Source organism: Mucilaginibacter sp. KACC 22063, assembly GCF_028736115.1.
In the GTDB taxonomy this organism is placed as follows: domain Bacteria; phylum Bacteroidota; class Bacteroidia; order Sphingobacteriales; family Sphingobacteriaceae; genus Mucilaginibacter.
Genome location: NZ_CP117877.1, coordinates 2,783,894 through 2,804,546, shown reverse-complemented (window position 1 = coordinate 2,804,546; position 20,653 = coordinate 2,783,894). Strand labels below are relative to the sequence as shown.

The window sequence follows — 20,653 nt, the reverse complement described above, 5'->3', positions numbered from 1 at the left end:
GTAACTTCAACCCTCGTAAGTTACGTTTAACATATATATTAGATGAAAAAGGTTTCTGTCATAACGGTTAATTTTAATCAAAGTTATATAACGGAATTACTTTTAGCATCTATCAGTAACACAAATACTTATACAAACATAGAAATTATTGTGGTTGATAATGGCAGCAAAGAGAACAGTGTCCCAAACTGGCAATCACAATATCCCGGTATTAAATTCATACGTTCGGATGCTAACCTTGGTTTTGCCGGGGGCAACAATTTAGGTATAAAAGCTTCAACAGGTGACTATTTGTTTTTTGTGAATAACGATACGGAGTTTACCCCCGGGCTGATTGATGAAATGATAAAGGTAATGGAAGCCAATTCTTCCATAGGAATGGCATCCCCCAAAATCAGGTATTTTGATGAGCCCGATACCTTACAATATGCGGGTTTTACACCCATGAATTATTATACGTGCAGAAATTCAACCATCGGATTATTGGAGAAAGATAATGGCCAGTATGATAATACTACAGGGCCAACCGGTTACGCACATGGTGCGGCCATGATGTTAAAGCTCGAAGCCATAGACAAGGCAGGCATGATGGCCGAAAACTTTTTCTTGTATTATGAGGAGATGGATTGGTGTGATCATATTAAAAAAGCAGGTTACGAGGTATGGTTTATCCCTGCGGGATTAATATATCACAAAGAATCGGTTTCTGTTGGAAAGGCCAGCGGTTTAAAGGAATATTTTATGAACCGTAACCGCATACTTTTCATCCGCCGAAATGCACCTTTGCAGGCACGCTTATTTTTCTACCTTTATTTTATACTGATAGTAACACCAAGAAACCTGCTCAATTATAGCAAGAACAAACAAAAGGGCTTTGGTAAGCTTTTGCTTAAAGCCATTTGGTGGAATTTGACCAATAACATAAACAGCAACAATTTAGGATATCCTATCACCCGTTAAATGAAGATAGCGCTTTGGCTTAGCCTTTTTATTGTATTTTATGCCTTTTTCGGATATGGCATACTATTGTATTTCATCATTAAAATTAAACGTATTGTTAAAGGCAAACCTGTTATACCTCCGGTAGACGAAGGTTTATTGCCAAGCTGTAGTTTAATCATCGCGGCTTATAATGAAGAAGATTTTATTGATGAAAAAATTGCCAATACACTGAGCCTTCGTTATCCGGCAGGTAAGCTACAGTTGATTTTTGTTACCGATGGCTCTACCGACAGAACGCCCGAACTTGTAGCTGCTTACCCGCAGATCAAACACATGCATAGCGAAGCCCGCAAGGGTAAACTGGCTGCAGTACACCGTGTCTTGAAAGAGGTAACTACCGATGTGATTGTATTTACTGATGCAAACACATTTTTAAATGCCGATGCCCTGATAAACATTTGCCGCCATTACGCCGATCCGGTTGTAGGGGCAGTAGCAGGCGAGAAGCGTGTTGCCACCAGCGCGGCCGATGATGCCACGGCAGGAGAGGGCTTTTACTGGAAATATGAGTCGAAACTTAAAACCTGGGATTCTGAATTGCTAACTGTGGTTGGTGCAGCTGGTGAGTTGTTTAGTATCAGGACGAACTTGTATCCGGAGATACCAGCTAACAGTATCATCGAAGATTTCATGACTTCATTACTTGTTGCTGCAAAAGGTTACCGTGTTATTTACGAGCCGGAAGCATATGCCATGGAAAATAGTTCGGATAGTGTTAAAGAGGAGCTTAAACGTAAGATAAGGATTGCAGCGGGCGGTATACAATCAATCGTGTGGCTTAAGAAACTACTAAATCCTTTTCCAAAGCCAATATTAACTTTTCAGTATGTAAGCCACCGGGTTTTACGCTGGACAGTGGTCCCATTTTTAATGATCGCAGCCTTAATCCTTAATATCGTAATTGTGAGGAGTGGTTATGATAGCTTAGTTTATGACCTGTTACTTGCAGGTCAGATCATATTTTACAGTATGGCTTTATTAGGTTGGCTGCTGGAAACCCGGCAGATCAAAGTGAAAATACTTTTTATCCCATATTATTTCTGTATGATGAATTATGCCGTAGTACGCGGTATCATGCGCTACATAAGCGGTACGCAAAGCGCAATTTGGGAAAAAGCAAAAAGAAAAGAAGCGTGATATGTCGTTAACGGAACAAATAAAAAATAATCCCAAACTTAAAGCATTTGTACACTGGCTGCTGATACCAAGCGGCGAAGCACGGCCCAGGCTGTGGGTAAAATGGTTTGTTAATCCTTTTCTGCATAAACGCGGTAAGGGATCAAAGGTGCGCTACCGTAGCCGTATGGATGTGCTGCCTTTTAACCGCTTTGAACTGGGCAACCAGTCTGTAATAGAATCTTTTTGTACCATCAATAATGGTGTAGGCGATGTAATTATCGGTGATGGAAGCCTCATTGGAATGAGTAACGTAATTATAGGGCCGGTAACGGTAGGTAACAATGTGATATTTGCCCAAAACATCGTAGCAAGCGCCCTTAATCATGGTTATCAGGATGTTACTGTGCCTATATCAAAGCAAAAGGTTGTAACCAGCCAGATCATCATTGAAGACGACTGCTGGATAGCGGCTAATTCAGTTATCACCGCAGGTGTCACCGTTGGTAAACACAGTGTAGTTGGTGGCGGTTCGGTTGTCACTAAAGATGTTCCGCCGTATTCTGTTGTAGCAGGGAATCCGGCGAGAGTGATCAAAAGATATAATTTTGACAGTAAGCAATGGGAACGCGCCTAATTAAGTTTTCAGTTACGAGTTATTGAGTTGCGAGTAATTAAATCCCTTGATTGAAATCTAAAACAACCTTATACGTTTTCTTTTTGCAGTAACGCAGGTATTGTTTTAAAGATCAGGCGAAGGTCGTTTTTAAGGCTGTGGTTTTGTGCATAAACATTATCCAGCATCAACCGCTCTTCTTCGCTCATTTCACCTTTACCGCGTTTTTCAACCTGCCACAAGCCAGTAATACCTGCCGGGGCATTAAAGCGTAATGCGTATTTATCTGTAGTTAGTTTTTCGGCTTCGTAAATTGGTAACGGACGGTTACCTACAATGCTCATATCGCCAATAAATACGTTCCAAAGTTGCGGTAATTCGTCGATAGAAGTATTACGGATAAAGTTACCCACCTTAGTAATACGTGGGTCGTTCTTGAGCTTAAAGAAAGCTGAACCGGCAGCGCTCTTTTTATTTTTAGAATAATCCTTTTCGCACCAGCTGTTTTTATCAGCATACACCGGGAACTGACATTTGCCAGCCTTTAAACAATCGTTACAAAGAAAAATCGCAGTTTCTTCTGTAACAGGGGCTGGTGCTTCTGTACTGCCGTTTGAGTACTGATTAAGGTGTTTCAGATCTTTTAAACGCTTATCAGCATTTACATACATAGATCTGAACTTGTAGAACTTAAAAACCTGGTAACCGGTACCCACACGCAGCGAATAATAAAATGCAGGGCCCTTTGATTCTAAACGAACAAGAATGTAAATTAAAAGAAAAACAGGGGACAAGAACAGTAAAGCCATTCCTGAAAAAAAGAGGTCAAATATCCTTTTACCCAGTGGTACAGTGTACGTGGCATTAGTTTTTTCATGAACCGGGCTTTTAATCTCTGACCAGTATTTAGCCAGAAAGTTGACCCTTGCCTGTAACTTATGTGGCTTAACGGGCTGTTTAAAAACATCAACTATACCCGCATTAAGCGCCAGCTTGCGTAAATTACTGTTCAACTGATTTGATATCAGGAAAAAAGGCACGCTTGGAAGCCCCTTCTTTCTTAAAGCTTCGGCAAGTGCTATACCGGATGGAGCCAGTATCTCACTTTGCGAAATAATGGCGACTATATTAAGCTTTTGATTTTCCCACGCCGAAGCCAACTCTACGCCATTATTGTAATGCAGCAATTGTTTGCTTTCAAAATCGCAGTATTTAAGCATGAAAGCTATTTCCTCATTGCTGTGGATTACGGCTATGTATTCAGTTGCTGCTGTAGTCTCAGCCATAAAATTAAGCTACTATTTTACCTACTCTTCTTAAAATTGCCCTTACACGTGCCTCAAGTTCGGCAGGGTTAAACGGTTTTACAATAAAATCGTCGGCACCGCTGTCAAGGCATTTAATACGTGTATCAGAACTATCTTCGCCCGAAAGAATAATGATAGGGATTGATTTAAAGAAATCGCTTGACTGTAGTTGTGCTACCAGTTCAAGACCGCTAAGGTTGGGCGTGTTCAGGTCTGTAATTATCAGATCCGGAATATTGCCGTTTTGCACATAACTGATGGCATCCATTGCAGTTGGTTTCAGTTCGACATCGTATGATTTACTTAGAAATTTTTTAACGATGAGCTGCATGTAAGCATCATCTTCAACAACGAGTATCTTGGTGCGGTCAGTATCTGTTAAACCCATTAGCAGTTGCTTGTTAAATCGTTTTTTTAGCGCAAATAAATATAAAACTTATTTGAAGTTGTTAATAGTTAATACGAAAATAAATTGCTTTCAGTTTCGATTTTTGTAACTTAACGTATGGTTAACCAAATACTCTTTTAAGCCTTTTCCACGTGGCTTTCCACAAACCACCATCTATTTGTATCCTGCGGTCGGTAGTCCATACTATTGCCTTTGGGCTTGTTACCCTGTATAACCTGCCAAAACCTTTTTCCTTTAATTTTAAAGCAAGGTAGCCGTCTTCGTTTGTGCCCGGCGGATGATTAAAACCATCAACCTGTAAGCCTTGTTCGCGTCTGAAACCCGAATTAAAGCCATAAACGTTCACAGCTTCATTCTTAAAATATTTATTGTAAACACGGGTAAAGTCGGCAATGTACTCGTAAAAAAAGTAAGTAAACCTGCCGGTAACACCTACAGGTATAAATGAAAAACGACCATATGTAATAGCCACCTTGTCTGAATTGGCAAGCGGCTTTACCATTTCCTCAATCCAGTCTTTAGGGTAAATGGTATCGGCATCAGCATTCAGAATATATTTACCTGTAGCTTTAGCCAAACCGGCATTGCGCGATACCGTTATGCCTTGCGTGGTTTCGCGTATGCAGGTTACACCGCAGGCTAATACCAGTTCTTCGGTACGGTCTTTAGAGTTATTGTTAACCACAACGATCTCAACCGATCTTGGCGTTATATTATCGCAAAGTGAGGCCAGTGTCTGTACAATGGTTGTTTCCTCGTTATAGGCAGGAATGGAGACCGTAATTTCAGGCTCACCAGTTTTTCGCAATTGCTGATAGGCAGCACTCACCTCTGCAGGGGTAATTGTATCGTTAATATAATGTGCTATAACAGCTGGTATTGCAATGGGCCTCATGTACGCAAATTAGTAAAGGAAAAGCATTTCCCGAAAATCCTTTTTACAACAAAATGCAGTATTAAGTTTCAATATTGTTTCGTTATTTGCGTTTTACCTTTTGATTAACAATGAATGCCGAGAAAACAAGATTGCAGGACGCCAGCTGGAAAACCTGGGGACCGTATGTAAGCGACCGCCAATGGGGTACCGTTAGAGAAGACTACAGCGCCAACGGCGATGCGTGGAGTTATATCACGCATGACATGGCACGCAGTAAAGCTTTCCGCTGGGGCGAAGAGGGAATTGCCGGTATTTGCGACGATCAGCAATATTTATGTTTCGCAATTGCTTTGTGGAATAAAAAAGACCCGATCATCAAAGAACGCTATTTTGGCTTGAGCAATCCCGAGGGCAATCATGGTGAGGATGTAAAAGAGCTGTATTATTATCTTGATTCTACGCCCTCGCATTCGTACATGAAAATGCTGTATAAGTATCCGCAGCATGCATTTCCATACGAGCAATTAGTTAACGAAAACAAACAGCGCGGCAGAGACAAGCCTGAGTTTGAATTGATTGATACCGGCATATTTGATAACAACGAATATTTTGATGTACAGGTTGAATATGCCAAAAACTCATCGCATGACTTGCTGATAGAGATCTCAGTTTATAATCGCAGTGAGCATGATGCGCCCATAAATGTAATGCCCACCGTGTGGTTCCGTAATACATGGGCATGGGGCAGGCATGTGAATATCCCTACCATTACCAAAGACGGAAGGGGCGTTGTTGAGATCTACCATCGGCTTTTAGGCGAGTATTGGCTGGTTGTCGAAGAAGAACCTGAGTGGTTGTTCTGCAATAATGAAACAAACATACAACGGCTGTACAACGCACCAAATTTAGATAAACATCCCAAGGATGCTATAAATGATTATATCGTTAATGGTGTAAATACTGTATCGCCCGATAAAAAGGGAACCAAAGCCGCTGCTAATTATGACCTGGTTATACCCGCAGGCGGCTGTAAACAAATTAAACTTAGGCTTACTAAAAATCCGGGTAATAGCTTTGAGGACTTTGACAAGATTTTTGCCCAGCGCATAGCAGAAGCCGATGAGTTTTACAACGATCTATATGATGATTGCAAGGAGAACGATAGTCGCTCAATTATCAGGCAGGCTTTTGCCGGTATGTTGTGGAACAAGCAGTTTTATAATTACAACGTTTATCAATGGTTAACGGGTGACCCTATGCAGCCCCCGCCACCTGACAGCCGCCTAAAAATGCGTAACAGTAACTGGCAGCATATTGCGGCAAGAGAAATTATCTCTATGCCGGATAAATGGGAATACCCCTGGTTTGCAGCCTGGGACCTGGCATTTCATTGCCTGCCTTTAGCAAAGGTTGACCCGGACTTTGCCAAAAAGCAACTGATTATTCTTACTCAGGAATGGTATATGCATCCTAACGGGCAATTACCTGCATACGAGTGGGAGTTTAATGATACTAATCCGCCGGTACATGCCATGGCTGCCTGGAAAGTTTACCAAATTGACAAGGCGGCCAACAACGGAAAAGGCGACACTTATTTCTTAGAATCGGTGTTTCATAAACTGATCCTGAATTTTACATGGTGGGTAAACCGTAAGGATTCATCAGGAAATAATATTTTTCAGGGCGGTTTTTTAGGTTTGGATAATATTGGGGTTTTTGATCGTAATGCACCTTTACCTACAGGCGGTTACATTGAACAGGCCGATGGTACAAGTTGGATGGCCATGTACGCCCTAAACCTGATGCGTATTGCTACTGAGCTTACGGCAACAAACCCTACTTATGCAGAAATAGCTTCTAAATTCTTTGATCATTTTATGTATATCGCCGGTGCCATGACCAATCTTGGCGACGATAATAAAGATATGTGGGATGATGAAGACGGCTTTTTCTATGACCGTATTGTGTTGCCCAATGGCAGTAGTGAAATAATGCGTGTAAGAAGTATTGTGGGCCTGATTCCGATGTTTGCTGTAGAGGTTATGGAAGCGCAGGAAGTTTTAAAAAGCCCGATATTCAGCAACCGTTTAAAATGGTTTTACGATAACCGGCCCGATCTTTCTGCGCAGGTGTCGCACTTAAACCAGGCAAATGATAAGGGAAGCAGGCTGGTGAGTTTGTTGCGTGGGCACCGGATGAAGGCTTTGCTGAAGCGTATACTTGACGAGAGCGAGTTTTTAAGTCCCTACGGAGTACGCTCAGTTTCCAAGTATCACCTGGAACATCCTTATACTATTGAGGCTGAAGGCAGAGTATTTAGTGTGAAGTATCTCCCAGCAGAAAGCGACAGTGGCCTCTTCGGTGGTAACAGCAATTGGCGCGGCCCGATATGGCTGCCGATAAATTACCTGCTGATAGAAAGTTTGGTAAGATATTATACTTATTACGGCGACGGATTTAAGGTAGAATGCCCGACAGGATCAGGACAGTTTATGAACTTAAACGAAGTTGCTAATGAGCTGCGCCGCCGCTTGTCGTCTATCTTTAAAGCAGATGAAAACGGGAAACGAGCTGTTTATGGCAGTAACCAGAAGTTTTATACCGATAAATACTTTGCTGATCATATTCTGTTTCACGAATATTTTGATGGTGATACTGGTAAAGGCCTTGGTGCTAACCATCAAACCGGCTGGACAGGGCTCATTGTGAGTAGCTTATCAGTTGATTTGCATGGAAATAGTTGACAAGGTTGTTAGCTGAGCATTCAAATTTGTTATCCTGTTCAAAGCGAAGGATCTTTACATTAGATTCTTCACTACGTTCAGAATGACAAAATATGAAGATAAAATGCCTTGCTTTTGGGATGCCGAAACAAGTTCGGCATGACGGTAAAAACTATAAATGTGATAGCAGTAGCATAATGTAAGCTTAAAATGTCGCCTCAGCGCAGGCGGTAATCACAAAACTGATAAAGCAAAAACATACATAGCCTGCGGTGCCAGCGACGAGTTTCTTTTGGTTACTTTTCTTGGTGGTCAAAGAAAAGTAACATTACTTACGCTAATTAAATTTACTTAGTATTTGTATTAAGAAAGCAATTATAATCTACTCCACACTGATCTCATCAGCGAAAATGTATGACGGCTGCCCTTTGCTTTCATGCCAGTCGGGTAGTGGGCCATACTGCTTGGCAATAACCTTTATAAAACGTGTGCGGATGTTTAAAGGCGCAGTATAGCTTTGCGTTTGTACTTTTAAATCATCAACCGACACTTTAGTGTTTACCGTAGTACCCAGTTTGTAGTTTTTTCCGTCGTCAGAAACAAAATACTGCACCGATTTTGGGAAAACGATCCAAGCACGGGTATCCTGCAATGCTGAAAGAGATACTTCCTTAACCGGCCTTACAGAACCCATGTCAATAACAGCTTCCAGATCTGTGCCCTGGTAGCCTTGCCAGTTACCCAGACGCCAGTTAGTGCTGCCATGCAGGCCGTCAATTAATGCAATATCTCCCTGAGCGGCATAATTAGGCAGGTACCTGCTATTTAATTTAAGCTTGATGTCGTCCCTTATTTTTCGGTAAGTGCCTTCATTTACAAAGCTTGTTTTGCCATCTTTTACCGCAATCGCTTTTACCGTTGTTGTAACCGGGATATTTATCGGCTTATTATATAAGGTTGATGTTGTGGTAGGCGTACTACCATCAAGGGTATAATAAATCTTTACGCCGGGTTCTGCGCATTTGATTTCGATATCAAAAGGTTTACTGAAGGTTTTAGCTGAATTTGTAAAATAAGGGTTTGAGATAATCAGGTCGTCCGTAATTTTAGAAACCGGGTGCTCGAGGTCTTGGTAAAAAAGTTTATTTTGAAGCCTTCCGGTAAATACCTCAAATTCGCCGCCGCTGGTTATGTCTTCGTAATTTAAATATAACTTATTGTAGCCATGCTTATTAAGGCTCAATCCCTGAAGATATAAGTTAAGCCTTCCCATGCTTGCAGCGGAGTTTAAAACGGTGAACTTTTTGCCGTTCTCCATATTGATAACCGCTTTATCAAATTGCGGTACCCCAACTTGTAACTGCTGCTGTCCGGGTGCAATGTTATATAAACCGAGCGCACTCATGACATACCATGCCGACATTTGCCCGCAGTCTTCGTTACCGGCAAGCCCGTCGGGTTTATTGCTGTAAAGCGTATTCATGATCTGCGCCAGGTACATTTCTCCTTTTGACGGATCATCGGTAAAATTATACAGATAAGCCATGTGATGGCTTGGCTCATTACCATGTGCATACTGACCAATCAACCCGGTTACATCTTGCTGTTCACGGCCTGATAATTTATCGGTTGTGGTAAATAATTCGTCAAGCTTGTTTTCAAATGCATCTTTACCTCCCATGCGTGCAATTAAGCCTTCTATATCCTGTGGTACCAGGAACGAGTACTGCCACGAATTGCCCTCTGTATAATTGTTATTTATATCTGTGGGGTTAAAAGGTGCATACCAGCCCCCGTTGGTACGGCCCTGCATAAACCCATTCTGGTTGTTATAAACGTTTTTCCAATACTGCGCACGCTTTATAAATTCATGATAGTCGTTATCCTTTTTAAGCATTTTAGCCATTTGGGCAATACACCAGTCGTCATAAGCATATTCAAGTGTTTTTGAGACAGATTCATGCTCATCATCGGCTATAACTGCTCCATTTTTGCGATAGGAGTCAAGCCCGAATTGGTTACGGTTTACGGCAGCTTTCATAGCTGTAAATGCTTTTTCTGCATCAAAATCCCGAATGCCTTTTGCATAAGCATCAACAATTACAGGGATGGAGTGATTGCCGATCATGCAATAAGTTTCACTGGAAGCCAGCGGCCATATCGGCAACAGCTTGCCTTCATCATACATGGCCAAAAAGCTTTTGATAAAATCCGAGGTGCGTTTTTTATCAATGAGTGTAAACAGCGGATGTTCAGCCCTAAAGGTGTCCCATAACGAAAAAACAGTATAATAATTAAAGCCCTGCGCAGTGTGTATCTGCTGATCTAATCCCCTGTACTGGCCATCAACATCACTATAAATGTTTGGTGCGCACATGGTATGGTACAATGCGGTATAAAAGATTACTTGCTTTTGCTTGGCATAATCTATAGGAGGACCGGCTTTTTTAGACGCAGGTTTTCTGTTGTAATCATTTTCATTATTTTGTGAGCGCAGTGAAGGCGCACCTCCTTCAACGTCTATTTTTGAAAGGGCGTTTATCCACTCCGTTTTTGCTGCCTTCTGTATTCTTTTGAAATCGAAATCGGGTACTTCGGCATCCAGGTTTTTAAGCGCTCCATCGGTACTTACAGAGGAGATACCCACCTTAGCAATCACTTCCTTTGGATCGTTAAACTGAATAAACATTTTTACGTTTTTGCCTTCTATCTTTTGCTTGCCTTCCTGTAACTGATCGTTCAGTGCTATGCCATAGGTTTTAAAAGGCTTGGAAAACTTTGCGTAAAAGTAAACGTACTGATCATTAGCCCACGATCTTGACCTGCGCAATCCGCGAATCTCATGGTCATTAACCACTTCAATCCACGAGTCGAGCACTTCGTCACGGTGTTTTAAGTCAATAATAATATTGGCCTTTTCAGTACCGCTTGGGTAGGTGTATCTATGTACACCCGCACGGGTAGTTGCGGTAAGTTCAACGTCTATCTTGTACTTCTCAAGTGTGGTTTTATAATAACCCGGTGAAGCGATCTCGTTCTTCTTTAAAAAGGACGAACTGTATTCTGTATTTAAAAGTTTAGGTTCGCCGGTGGTGGGCATAAACAGTATATCGCAGTAATCAGGTATGCCTGTGCCACTTAAATGGGTATGTGAGAAACCATAAACAACTGTATCTGTGTAGTGATAACCCGATGAGCCATCCCAGCCTTCCAAACGTGTATCCGGGCTTAACTGTACCATACCAAAAGGAACAACAGCACCCGGATAAGTGTGCCCGTGCCCGCCTGTACCTATGAAAGGATTAACAAGCGGCGTATGGTCTATTTTTTTTTGCGCAAATGCTGCCGTAAAGCAAAGCATGGCACCCGCAATAAGTTTAGTTACAGTAAGTTTATAGGATTGCATTGATTATAATGGTCACAGAAATACAAAACGCAAAATAACAAGTTTAGGTGTATGTAGCAATAAAAAAGCCCCGTTGAAAACGAGGCTGGTAAGTTTTGATCAATTTGTAATGGAAAAGGCATCCGCATCCTTTAAAAAAGGGAAATATCTGCGGGCTTTTGTTACCTCGTCGGAGTTGATGGTAAAAGTGTAAATATCTTCTTCATCACGTTTATAGTATACAACTTTTCCATTTGGATCTATACAGGTGGAATCGCCTGAATGGTAAACTTCGTTACCATCATGGCCTACACGGTTAACACCAATCACATATGACAAATTTTCAATTGCGCGGGCAGGTATCAGTGTGCGCCAGTGCAGCGATCGTTTTTCGGGCCAGTTAGCGACTATTAGTAACAGGTCGTATTCGGCATCTACGTTACGCAACCATACCGGAAAACGCAGGTCATAACATATAGCAGGGCGTATATTCCAGCCTTTTAACTCAACAATCAGTTTATCATGCCCGGCTGTATAGGTTTCTTCTTCCTTGGCCATGGTAAACAAATGGCGTTTATCATATTTTTGATAAGTGCCATCCGGTTTCATCCATATCAGGCGGTTATAGTATTTACCGGCATCTGCAATAATAAGGCTGCCGGTGACAACGCAATTATATTTTTCTGCTGTTTGCTGCATCCACTTAACGGTTTTTCCGTCCATGGCTTCGGCAAGCTGAGGGGCATTCATGGTAAACCCGGTGTTAAACATTTCGGGTAAAATAATCAGATCTGTTTTTTCACGTATCCCCGAAAGTTTCAGTGATATATTTTGTAAATTTTTATCAACGTTTTCCCAAAATAGGTATCCCTGAAAAGTAGTAATCTTGAGGTTCTCCATAAATTAATCTGGTTTCGGATAAGAAATTGTTTAAGTAATCAAATTAATTAAAGTTTATAACTTCAACAATCTATCAACGGCATTATCCAGTGTTTCTTGCCTTTTTGCAAAACAAAAACGCAAAACCTGGTGGTCGGTAGCCCGGCTGTAGAAAGCAGAAACCGGTATAGATGCCACCCCAAATTCCTTTGTTAAGCGTATAGCAAACTCGCTATCTTTCTCATTTGTAATGCCTTTAAAACTTACCGACTGAAAGTAAGAACCGCTGCAGGGCAACAACTCAAACTTGGTTGCCTCAAGGCCTTTTCTGAAATGATCTCGTTTCTCCTGAAAAAATCCGGCAAGGCTCAAATAGTGCTCTTCGTTCTTTAAATATTCGGCTGCGGCATACTGCATTGGCGTGTTTACACTAAACACATTAAATTGGTGCACCTTTCTAAATTCGGCCATCAGGTAGGCAGGGGCAAGGCAATAACCTAATTTCCAGCCGGTAGTATGAAATAGCTTCCCAAATGATGCAACGATAAAGCTACGCTCACGTAGTTCCGGATATCGGCTCATGCTTAAATGCGCTTTACCGTCGAACACCAGGTGTTCATAAACTTCGTCGCTCAGTATTAAAATATCCCTATTCTTAACAATGCTGATCAGCTCATCAATATCTTCCTGTTGCAGTGTAGTAGCAGTTGGATTATGGGGCGAATTTAAAATGATCAGCCTTGTTTTAGATGAAACCAGTTTCCGCACCATATCCCACTGAATGCGATAATCAGGTGGCGTTAGTTCCATCGATTTAACTACACCGCCCATCACTTTTATTACCGGGGCGTAGCAATCATAAGCAGGTTCAAAAATGATCACTTCATCGTTTTGATGGATCATTGCTGTTATAGCGGTAAATATGGCCTGCGTACCTCCGGCAGTAACGGTTATTTCTGTAGCCGGATCGTAATTAGCGCCATACAGTTTCTCAGTTTTCTGACTGACCTGTTCGCGCAGGTTAATTAAACCGGGCATAGGTGCATACTGATTATGGCCCTGACGCATAGCATTGTTCACCAGGTCTATTAGTTCAATTGGCGCGTCATAGTCTGGAAACCCTTGTGAAAGGTTTATAGCACCGGTTTCGGCGGCCAACGCCGACATCACAGAAAATATAGTAGTGGGTGTTTGGGGAAGTTTAGAAACAATAGGTATCATGCAAATGCTAAATTACAACATTATTCACTCGTGAGTTTGCTTAATTGTTAATTTAGTGCCAATGAAGCAGCTACTAATAAAGTTAACAGCCCTTGCAATAGCAATCACTTTTGCGGGGTGCAGCCAGAAACATACTAAAGGTGTACCGGTTATCGGTTTTGTTGATGCCTTTGAAGATGCAACTATTGCACAGGCGCGCACCGGATTTACAGATGCACTTAAACAGAATGGGTTTAGTGAAGACAAACATACAGTAAGCATAGAATATCGGAATGCACAAGGCAGCATACCAACCTTAACGCAAATAGTTAACCAGTTTGTATCTGAGCCGGTTGATTTACTGGCAACCTGTACCACCTTATCTACCGTAACTGCAGCACAAAAAACAAAGACAATTCCGATTTGCCAGATGGTTTCTCCTACACCAGCACGCGCACATTTGATTGGCACCGATGGTAAAGCTCCGGCTAATTTGTTCGGAGCTATGGAAGATCTGCCTTATATTGATACCTCTTTTTCTTTGATTCCGAAAATATTAAAGCCCAAAGCCGGTAAACTTATAATAGGAATGATCTATAACCAGTCGGAACCACAATCGGCGGATGCGATGCAGCGGATTAAAAAGTTAGCTGATAGTTTAAATGTTACCCTTGTGGCGTTGCCATTAAATTCATCTGCCGATGCACAATTGGTAACCCAATCGCTGTTAGATAAAAATATTGATGCCTTTTTTGCCAATCCGGATAATACCGTATTCGCAGCATTTGAAACTATATTAAAAAGCTGTAACCAGCGTAACGTTCCAATATTTACCAGCGAGGCCGGGCTTGTACAGCGCGGTGCTGTAGCTGCATTTGGTGCTGATATTTACCAGTGGGGTTACCAGGCAGGTTTGCAGGCAGCACAATACTTAAAAACGCATTCAATGGCTGGCTTAAAGCCTGAAATGGTGAAAGTGCGTAAGCGTGTATATAATCCAGCTGCGGCGCAAAAGTACCATATTAGTATCCCGGCAAATTTTCAGCCTGTTAAGTAATGAACTTTTATCTTACTGCTTTATTACAGGGTTTATGCCTTTCGGCCATTGCGCTGGGGGTATACCTCTCCATGAAGATATTTAACATCCCGGATATTACAACCGATGGTAGTTATACGCTTGGCGGGGTCATTACAGCAACTATGCTAACACATAACCAGTCCATGTATATCACTATCCCTGCGGTTATTATTGCCGGGGGGATTGCAGGTGCATTAACAGGATTGATCCATACTAAATTAAAAATCAACGCCTTGCTTGCCGGTATATTGGTGATGACGGGCCTTTACTCTGTAAACCTTACTATACTTGGCCGTTCAAATGTGCCATTATTAAATACTGCATCCATTTTTAATTGGTTGAATGTATTTGTCAATCCTAACCAAAATAGCCTGGTTATATTGTTAATTATTGTTGCAGTATTAGGACTAGCTATAGGTTACTTATTAAAAACAGATTTTGGTATAGCTATGCGTGCAACCGGTAACAGCGAACAAATGGTGAGGGCAATGGGTGTAAATACAGACCGGATGAAGATCTTAGGTTTGGCTTTGGCTAATGCTTTAACTGCTTTAAGCGGATTTATGATGACCCAATTCCAGGGCTTTGCAGATATTAATATGGGTATTGGTATTGTGATAACCGGATTGGGTTCTGTAATAGTAGCCGAAACTTTAATTAACTGGTTGCGAATCACCTCTATCAGCCTCAACTTAGTTTTGGTTATTGCCGGGGCTATTATATTTCAGATGGTGCTGGCGTTCACCCTTAATATTGGCGTAGATGCCAACCTGTTGAAGTTGGCGACTTCGGTATTTGTGTTATTAATTGTAAGTATTCCACGTTTAATTGCACGCAAAAATGATTGATTTACAAAGCGTTTATAAAACTTACAATGCCGGTAAAGTAACCGAGGTTAAGGCATTATCTGATATTTCGCTTGCTGTAAACGATGGTGAGTTTATTGTGATTGTGGGTTCAAATGGTTCAGGTAAATCTACACTGCTGAACATTATTGCGGGCAGTGTATTGCCATCATCCGGCACAATTACTATTGCTGATGAAAATGTTACCAACATTCCGGATTATCGCCGCAGCCGCTGGATAGCCCGCGTATTTCAAAACCCGTTGAGCGGTACGGCGTCCGAATTAAGTATTATAGACAACTTTAGGTTGGCGGCTATACGTACCCAAGCTAAGGGTTTAAAAATAGGCGTTAACGAGGCTTTTATTAAGCAGGTAAAAGATAAGGTAGCCACACTTGGCCTGGGGCTTGAAAATAAACTTAACCAACCCATTGGAACGCTCTCTGGTGGACAGCGGCAGGCACTTACGTTATTGATGAGCGTAATGGATGATTGTAAAATATTGCTCTTAGATGAGCCAACAGCAGCATTAGACCCACGCTCGGCCAAGATTGTAATGGATACCGCCGATTTATTAATAAAGCAGCATAATTTGACTGCAATATTGATCACCCATAATCTTAAAGATGCCTACACTTATGGTAACCGTTTGATACAAATGGGAGAGGGCGCTATACTGAAAGATTATGATGCTGAAAATAAATTAACCTTGCAGCAAAATCATTTATTTGAATGGTTTACCTGAGTACTTAAAATTGTGGCAAAGTAATTGTATTAAGGCAATTACTATGAAGAACATTAATTTTAAAGAAATATACGATGCCTACCAATTGGTAGACGGTGCCAAAATAAAAGGCAAAAAATATGATGAGATTTTTGAGCTTGGCGCATACGATGCTAATAAACGTGGCTACACCTTATATCCGTTTGAAGAAGGCCGCAGATTTGAAGATTTCTGTGTGATCGTATCTGAAAAGGAACTTAAAAACAATTACCTGATAGAAAAGCTGAATGTAAATACCGTTGTTGCCGAACAACAGCCAATTGCATTATCAGCTTAAAATTCCCATATATAGGATATATCTGCAATTTGCTTTTGTAGATATATTCTCATCTTTCGCAACATATTTTGAATCGATAGTTTATTTGGCTAACTTGTGCTTGCTTTTAAAAAGGTTCCATTACATAAATTATCACATAGCTTATATCTGTTAAGCTTTCGGAACGTTTAATAGCTGCTGCCATTTAAGGCACCCTCCATCTACCCGGAAAACTTTTATTGTTACTTAACTGCCTGTGCAGTTCATTTTTTTATTGATATGGAGACGTATTACACTATTGAGGAAAAGTATTTGCAAGCCGTAGAAGAATTAAAATATGGTGATACCCCTAAAAGCTTGCAACTTTTAAATGAGATTATCAGCAACGAGCCTTTGCATGCACGCGCGCATTATCAGCTGGGCAAAATAAATTACTATGATCTGAATGATTACAACGCCGCAGGATATCATTTTAAAACCTGTAATGAATTAGCGCCAGGCTTCCCTGATGTTTATTTTCATTATCTGCATCTGCTCTTGTTTTTGCATATGAATAAGCAATTCGAAGCCGTAAGCAAAAAAGCATTGAGCGTACCTGGAGTAAATCTGGCATCAGTTTTTCAATTAACAGGTTTATTAGCTGAACGGGATAAAGACTGGAAAGAAGCCACTAACAACTTCCGCAAAGCATTTTTGGAAGTGACTGATAAATCGCAGAAAGAAGAAATTGAAGAAGCGCTTAAGCGTATATCTGAGAAAGTGAATCAGGCAAAATCATTCCATTACACCATTATAGAATAATAATCAAAGCCAGGCAGACAAGCCTGGCATACATTAAATTACTTTAAAACTACCTGTGCTGTGTTACGGCTTGTTTGTTCAAGCAATACTTTTCTGTCGCCGGTTAAATTTCTAAGTTCGTCTGCTTTATAATGACGCAATGTGATTAAAGTCAGTTCGCTGTTGTACTTATGATTGAAATCCTGGCTTAAAGCCTGCAATAATTTTTCAAATTTGCCTTCGCGATAGTCAAAGCAAACAGAGATACTAAGCGCCGATACCTGCATAACGTTTATTTTTACATGGTATTTGGCAAATAAAGTAAATACCGCGCTCAGGTGGTCTTCAGTAATGAATGAATAATCTTTAGCGGATACCGATACTAAAACCTGATTTTGCTTTACAATGATCACCGGCTTTTCATATTGGTGTAATCCGGTTTCGGAAATAATGGTACCAGCCGCATCGGGATCGTTAAATGGCTTTACCAATAAAGGTATATGTGCATTTTGAAGCGGCTTTATGGTTTTGGGATGTATTACCGCTGCACCATAGTAGGTCATTTCAATTGCTTCGGTATAGGATAAGCGATCAAACTTAACGGTATCTGTAAACAGTTTTGGATCGGCGTTTAATATTCCAGGAACGTCTTTCCATGTAGTTACAGATTCAGCCTTCAGGCATGATGCGAAGATAGCAGCAGTGTAATCTGAACCTTCGCGGCCAAGCGTGGTGGTGAAATTTTCTGATGTGCCACCTAAAAAACCCTGCGTAACAATAATGTTTTTTTCCAGTAGGGCAGGTAATTCCTGCTCAATATGTGTACAGGTTTTTTGCCATTCTACAATACCTTCGCGGTAGGTGTTGTCTGTATGTATATAGCCACGTACATCAAGCCATTTGCTGGTTAATCCAACTTGGTTAAGGTATGCGTTTATGATACGTGTAGATACCAGTTCACCAATGGAAACGATCTGATCATAAATGAAATCATAATCGTCATGCGGTTCATCCTCTATCATCCAATCTATTTCAACAAAGGTGTTCTCCACATCATCAAATACTGGATGAGAATGATCAAAAAGCTCACTTAAAATAGCGTAGTGATATTCCTTTATTTCATTGTAAATTAATTGAATACCATCAGATTGATTAACATAGGCTTTAGTAAGTCGTTCAAGCGCATTAGTAGTTTTACCCATAGCTGATACCACTATAAGTAATTTTTCATGCTTATACTTTTCTACTACTTTACTTAGGTTAATGATACCTGCGGCATCTTTAACAGATGCACCACCGAATTTAAAAACGAGCATTATTTTTTAAGATACTGAGCTGTAACCGTATTCGGTTTCAGCAATTTTTTGATTTGGTTATAAGGCACCAGCAAATCCGTTTGCCCGGCTGCATAGGGCTTAATTTCATATTGATTGTATAGGAAACGTATGCCCACAGGTGTGATCAGGAAATTATTATTTAAGGCAAATTTATTGTTTTCAAAAAAGTAATCTGTAGCCAATGATGCTGTATCACTTAAATTCTCCTGCTTACGAAATATCTTTTCAGCAACACGGGTAAGTGCTGGTTTATAACCTGCTATAAAGATATCCTCAAGTGTTAAGTCTTTATGGCTTTTGGTATTCCAGTTTACAAATGAGGTAAATGAACCTCCATGCGCACCGCCTGTATACTTGTAGCTATCATATTGCAAGGTAGTAAGGCTCGAATCCTGGCGAACTATTGAAGCGTTTGCCTCCAGCGTAAAAAACATTTCGCTGGTGTCTGCTTTTTTATATTGCTGGTATGTTTTTATAAAAGCAGATGATAATTTAGCCAGGCTGGTGTCTTTTTCGTCAGACATGCGCAACTGCTTAACCAGGTTAAATCTTACAGAATCGTTCAGTGCCGTTTCTTTTGTAAACAGCGGGTACTTATATACGATGGATGTACATGCACTGTCGGGCTTATTGCCGCAATCGGGCGCACGCAGTTTGTAAACTTTGTTTGTATATGTTAGCGTATCCTCTGCTACTGCTGGGGTTGTAACACGTTTGCCACCCCAATTGCATGATGTCAAAACTAATAGTAAGGCCGGAACTGAAAGATAATGTAATTTCATAGTTTATAAGATGTTATCTGTTCTTTGCTCAACGATACGTTTACCCATCCTTCATCAAAACCAGCTTCATATTTTTTATAAAAATTAATTGCCGGTTCGTTCCAGTCGAGCACTTGCCAGGTCATCCCATTAAAGCCCAGTTCCTGTGCTTCCTGAATTAAACGGTTGAACAACTTTTTACCAACACCTTTGCCCCTAAAAGGTTCTGTAACTATTAAATCTTCCAAGTATAAACGGCAGCCTTTCCATGTAGAGTAGCGCACATAATATAAGGCAAACCCAACAATGAACGAGTCGACCTCGGCAACAAACGCTTTCCATACCGGCTTTGTCCCAAAACCCGCCTCTTCAAACTCCTGTAATGATACAGTTACCTCTTCAGGTGCTTTTTCAAACAAGGCCAGTTCATGTACAAGGTCAAGCAGTCGCGGGCAATCGTCTTTCTTAGCTATTCTAATATGTAATTCGTTCATGTGTTTGATTTCACAGATTAATTTTGATTTCGCCGATCAGTCTTGTTTCTCGATTCTTGGCTCTTGTTTCTAAAAAATTAGTTGTTCTTCCAGTGCTTAATTACACGCTGGCCGAATACGGTACTGCCCAGGCGTACCATAGTGCTGCCTTGCTCAACCGCAATTTTGTAGTCTGAAGACATGCCTATTGATAGTTCATCAAAGTAATCGTCCTTACGGAAATAGCTTTGCTTAATGCCGTCAAAGAAAGTGTCCAGTTCGTAAAACTCTTCTTTAATCTGCTTTTCGTTATCGGTATTGGTGGCAATACCCATTAAGCCGCGGATGCGTACATTTTTTAACTGCGCAAACTCATCCGATCTTAAAAGCTCGATCACTTCATCAAAACCTAAACCAAATTTGGTGTCTTCGTCGGCTATGTAAACCTGCAACAGGCAATCAATCACCCGGTTGTTCTTTAAAGCATGTTTATTGATTTCCTGCAGCAGTTTCAGGCTGTCAACAGATTCAATCATGCTAATGAAGGGGGCAATGTATTTTACCTTATTAGTTTGTAAGTGGCCGATGATGTGCCACTCAATATCTTTTGGTAACTGCTCGTATTTTTCTACAAGCTCCTGTACCATATTTTCGCCGAATACGCGTTGGCCCTCATCGTAAGCTTCCTGTATATCTTCAACAGGTTTAGTTTTTGATACGGCCACCAGCTTTACCTGTATGCGGTCAAGTTCGTTTTTTAAATTTCTGATATTCTCTGCAATGCTCATTAATGCGTAATTTTGCTTTTGCTAACCGCCGCTAATT

19 protein-coding genes are annotated in these 20,653 nt (G+C 40.9%); 9 read left to right on the top strand and 10 right to left on the bottom strand.

The window, feature by feature from the left end:
• Positions 1–42: 42 nt before the first annotated feature.
• Genes PQ461_RS12040 through PQ461_RS12030 form a run of 3 tightly spaced genes read left to right on the top strand, consistent with a single transcriptional unit; the run spans position 43 to position 2,755 of the window.
• Entirely contained in the window at positions 43–960 is a 918-nt protein-coding gene (locus PQ461_RS12040) for a glycosyltransferase family 2 protein (RefSeq protein WP_274205770.1), read from the top strand.
• Positions 961–2,139, top strand: coding sequence for a glycosyltransferase family 2 protein (locus PQ461_RS12035; RefSeq protein ID WP_274205769.1), 1,179 nt, complete (start codon positions 961–963; stop codon positions 2,137–2,139).
• Position 2,140: 1 nt separating this feature from the next.
• Positions 2,141–2,755 carry an acyltransferase gene (locus tag PQ461_RS12030; protein WP_274205768.1) on the top strand — a complete coding sequence of 205 codons (615 nt, stop codon included), beginning with the start codon at positions 2,141–2,143 and terminating at the stop codon, positions 2,753–2,755.
• A 68-nt stretch (positions 2,756–2,823) separates the two neighbouring features.
• Here the strand turns inward: PQ461_RS12030 and PQ461_RS12025 are convergent, their stop codons facing one another.
• From PQ461_RS12025 to PQ461_RS12015, 3 genes are all read right to left on the bottom strand, one after another.
• Positions 2,824–4,020 (bottom strand): sugar transferase, encoded by a 1,197-nt coding sequence (locus tag PQ461_RS12025; protein ID WP_274205767.1) that lies wholly within the window; start codon positions 4,018–4,020, stop codon positions 2,824–2,826.
• Between the two features lie 4 nt (positions 4,021–4,024).
• Positions 4,025–4,429 (bottom strand): response regulator transcription factor, encoded by a 405-nt coding sequence (locus tag PQ461_RS12020; RefSeq protein ID WP_274205766.1) that lies wholly within the window; start codon positions 4,427–4,429, stop codon positions 4,025–4,027.
• Between the two features lie 121 nt (positions 4,430–4,550).
• Positions 4,551–5,345, bottom strand: a complete 795-nt coding sequence (locus PQ461_RS12015; protein WP_274205765.1) for a glycosyltransferase family 2 protein — start codon at positions 5,343–5,345, stop codon at positions 4,551–4,553.
• A gap of 110 nt (positions 5,346–5,455) precedes the next feature.
• Between PQ461_RS12015 and PQ461_RS12010 the strand changes: the two genes are divergently transcribed.
• Positions 5,456–8,071, top strand: coding sequence for an MGH1-like glycoside hydrolase domain-containing protein (locus PQ461_RS12010; protein ID WP_274205764.1), 2,616 nt, complete (start codon positions 5,456–5,458; stop codon positions 8,069–8,071).
• Between the two features lie 361 nt (positions 8,072–8,432).
• Here the strand turns inward: PQ461_RS12010 and PQ461_RS12005 are convergent, their stop codons facing one another.
• The 3 genes from PQ461_RS12005 to PQ461_RS11995 form a co-directional block, all read right to left on the bottom strand.
• Positions 8,433–11,456: a GH92 family glycosyl hydrolase gene (locus PQ461_RS12005; protein ID WP_274205763.1), complete on the bottom strand. Its 3,024-nt coding sequence runs from the start codon at positions 11,454–11,456 to the stop codon at positions 8,433–8,435.
• A 99-nt stretch (positions 11,457–11,555) separates the two neighbouring features.
• Positions 11,556–12,335: an amidohydrolase gene (locus tag PQ461_RS12000; RefSeq protein ID WP_274205762.1), complete on the bottom strand. Its 780-nt coding sequence runs from the start codon at positions 12,333–12,335 to the stop codon at positions 11,556–11,558.
• A 54-nt stretch (positions 12,336–12,389) separates the two neighbouring features.
• Positions 12,390–13,535, bottom strand: coding sequence for a methionine aminotransferase (locus PQ461_RS11995; protein WP_274205761.1), 1,146 nt, complete (start codon positions 13,533–13,535; stop codon positions 12,390–12,392).
• Positions 13,536–13,596: 61 nt separating this feature from the next.
• Between PQ461_RS11995 and PQ461_RS11990 the strand changes: the two genes are divergently transcribed.
• The 5 genes from PQ461_RS11990 to PQ461_RS11970 all read left to right on the top strand — a co-directional run bounded on the left by PQ461_RS11990 (position 13,597) and on the right by PQ461_RS11970 (position 17,278).
• A complete protein-coding gene (locus tag PQ461_RS11990) occupies positions 13,597–14,571 on the top strand; it encodes an ABC transporter substrate-binding protein (protein ID WP_274205760.1) in 975 nt (324 codons plus the stop codon).
• Positions 14,571–15,440, top strand: a complete 870-nt coding sequence (locus PQ461_RS11985; protein ID WP_274205759.1) for an ABC transporter permease — start codon at positions 14,571–14,573, stop codon at positions 15,438–15,440. The genes PQ461_RS11990 and PQ461_RS11985 overlap by 1 nt, the downstream gene beginning before the upstream one ends.
• Positions 15,433–16,182: an ABC transporter ATP-binding protein gene (locus PQ461_RS11980; protein WP_274205758.1), complete on the top strand. Its 750-nt coding sequence runs from the start codon at positions 15,433–15,435 to the stop codon at positions 16,180–16,182. Before PQ461_RS11985 ends, PQ461_RS11980 begins: the two co-directional genes overlap by 8 nt.
• Before the next feature lie 43 nt (positions 16,183–16,225).
• Entirely contained in the window at positions 16,226–16,498 is a 273-nt protein-coding gene (locus tag PQ461_RS11975) for a hypothetical protein (protein WP_274205757.1), read from the top strand.
• Between the two features lie 258 nt (positions 16,499–16,756).
• Positions 16,757–17,278: a tetratricopeptide repeat protein gene (locus PQ461_RS11970; RefSeq protein ID WP_274205756.1), complete on the top strand. Its 522-nt coding sequence runs from the start codon at positions 16,757–16,759 to the stop codon at positions 17,276–17,278.
• 38 nt (positions 17,279–17,316) lie between these two features.
• On the opposite strand, the gene PQ461_RS11965 is transcribed toward PQ461_RS11970, so the two are convergent.
• The 4 genes from PQ461_RS11965 to PQ461_RS11950 form a co-directional block, all read right to left on the bottom strand.
• Entirely contained in the window at positions 17,317–18,573 is a 1,257-nt protein-coding gene (locus PQ461_RS11965) for an aspartate kinase (RefSeq protein ID WP_274205755.1), read from the bottom strand.
• Positions 18,573–19,376 (bottom strand): DUF3298 and DUF4163 domain-containing protein, encoded by an 804-nt coding sequence (locus PQ461_RS11960; protein WP_274205754.1) that lies wholly within the window; start codon positions 19,374–19,376, stop codon positions 18,573–18,575. The genes PQ461_RS11965 and PQ461_RS11960 overlap by 1 nt, the downstream gene beginning before the upstream one ends.
• A complete protein-coding gene (locus PQ461_RS11955; protein ID WP_274205753.1) occupies positions 19,373–19,849 on the bottom strand; it encodes a GNAT family N-acetyltransferase in 477 nt (158 codons plus the stop codon). Before PQ461_RS11955 ends, PQ461_RS11960 begins: the two co-directional genes overlap by 4 nt.
• 77 nt (positions 19,850–19,926) lie before the next feature.
• Positions 19,927–20,616 carry a YggS family pyridoxal phosphate-dependent enzyme gene (locus PQ461_RS11950; protein ID WP_274205752.1) on the bottom strand — a complete coding sequence of 230 codons (690 nt, stop codon included), beginning with the start codon at positions 20,614–20,616 and terminating at the stop codon, positions 19,927–19,929.
• Between the last annotated feature and the right edge of the window lie 37 nt (positions 20,617–20,653).

Excerpts from the sequence above, each read along its gene's own strand:
- PQ461_RS12040 (WP_274205770.1), top strand. The coding sequence starts at position 43 with ATGAAAAAGGTTTCTGTCATAACGGTTAATTTTAATCAAAGTTATATA.
- PQ461_RS12035 (WP_274205769.1), top strand. The coding sequence starts at position 961 with ATGAAGATAGCGCTTTGGCTTAGCCTTTTTATTGTATTTTATGCCTTT.
- PQ461_RS12030 (WP_274205768.1), top strand. The coding sequence starts at position 2,141 with ATGTCGTTAACGGAACAAATAAAAAATAATCCCAAACTTAAAGCATTT.
- PQ461_RS12025 (WP_274205767.1), bottom strand. The coding sequence starts at position 4,020 with ATGGCTGAGACTACAGCAGCAACTGAATACATAGCCGTAATCCACAGC.
- PQ461_RS12020 (WP_274205766.1), bottom strand. The coding sequence starts at position 4,429 with ATGGGTTTAACAGATACTGACCGCACCAAGATACTCGTTGTTGAAGAT.
- PQ461_RS12015 (WP_274205765.1), bottom strand. The coding sequence starts at position 5,345 with ATGAGGCCCATTGCAATACCAGCTGTTATAGCACATTATATTAACGAT.
- PQ461_RS12010 (WP_274205764.1), top strand. The coding sequence starts at position 5,456 with ATGAATGCCGAGAAAACAAGATTGCAGGACGCCAGCTGGAAAACCTGG.
- PQ461_RS12005 (WP_274205763.1), bottom strand. The coding sequence starts at position 11,456 with ATGCAATCCTATAAACTTACTGTAACTAAACTTATTGCGGGTGCCATG.
- PQ461_RS12000 (WP_274205762.1), bottom strand. The coding sequence starts at position 12,335 with ATGGAGAACCTCAAGATTACTACTTTTCAGGGATACCTATTTTGGGAA.
- PQ461_RS11995 (WP_274205761.1), bottom strand. The coding sequence starts at position 13,535 with ATGATACCTATTGTTTCTAAACTTCCCCAAACACCCACTACTATATTT.
- PQ461_RS11990 (WP_274205760.1), top strand. The coding sequence starts at position 13,597 with ATGAAGCAGCTACTAATAAAGTTAACAGCCCTTGCAATAGCAATCACT.
- PQ461_RS11985 (WP_274205759.1), top strand. The coding sequence starts at position 14,571 with ATGAACTTTTATCTTACTGCTTTATTACAGGGTTTATGCCTTTCGGCC.
- PQ461_RS11980 (WP_274205758.1), top strand. The coding sequence starts at position 15,433 with ATGATTGATTTACAAAGCGTTTATAAAACTTACAATGCCGGTAAAGTA.
- PQ461_RS11975 (WP_274205757.1), top strand. The coding sequence starts at position 16,226 with ATGAAGAACATTAATTTTAAAGAAATATACGATGCCTACCAATTGGTA.
- PQ461_RS11970 (WP_274205756.1), top strand. The coding sequence starts at position 16,757 with ATGGAGACGTATTACACTATTGAGGAAAAGTATTTGCAAGCCGTAGAA.
- PQ461_RS11965 (WP_274205755.1), bottom strand. The coding sequence starts at position 18,573 with ATGCTCGTTTTTAAATTCGGTGGTGCATCTGTTAAAGATGCCGCAGGT.
- PQ461_RS11960 (WP_274205754.1), bottom strand. The coding sequence starts at position 19,376 with ATGAAATTACATTATCTTTCAGTTCCGGCCTTACTATTAGTTTTGACA.
- PQ461_RS11955 (WP_274205753.1), bottom strand. The coding sequence starts at position 19,849 with ATGAACGAATTACATATTAGAATAGCTAAGAAAGACGATTGCCCGCGA.
- PQ461_RS11950 (WP_274205752.1), bottom strand. The coding sequence starts at position 20,616 with ATGAGCATTGCAGAGAATATCAGAAATTTAAAAAACGAACTTGACCGC.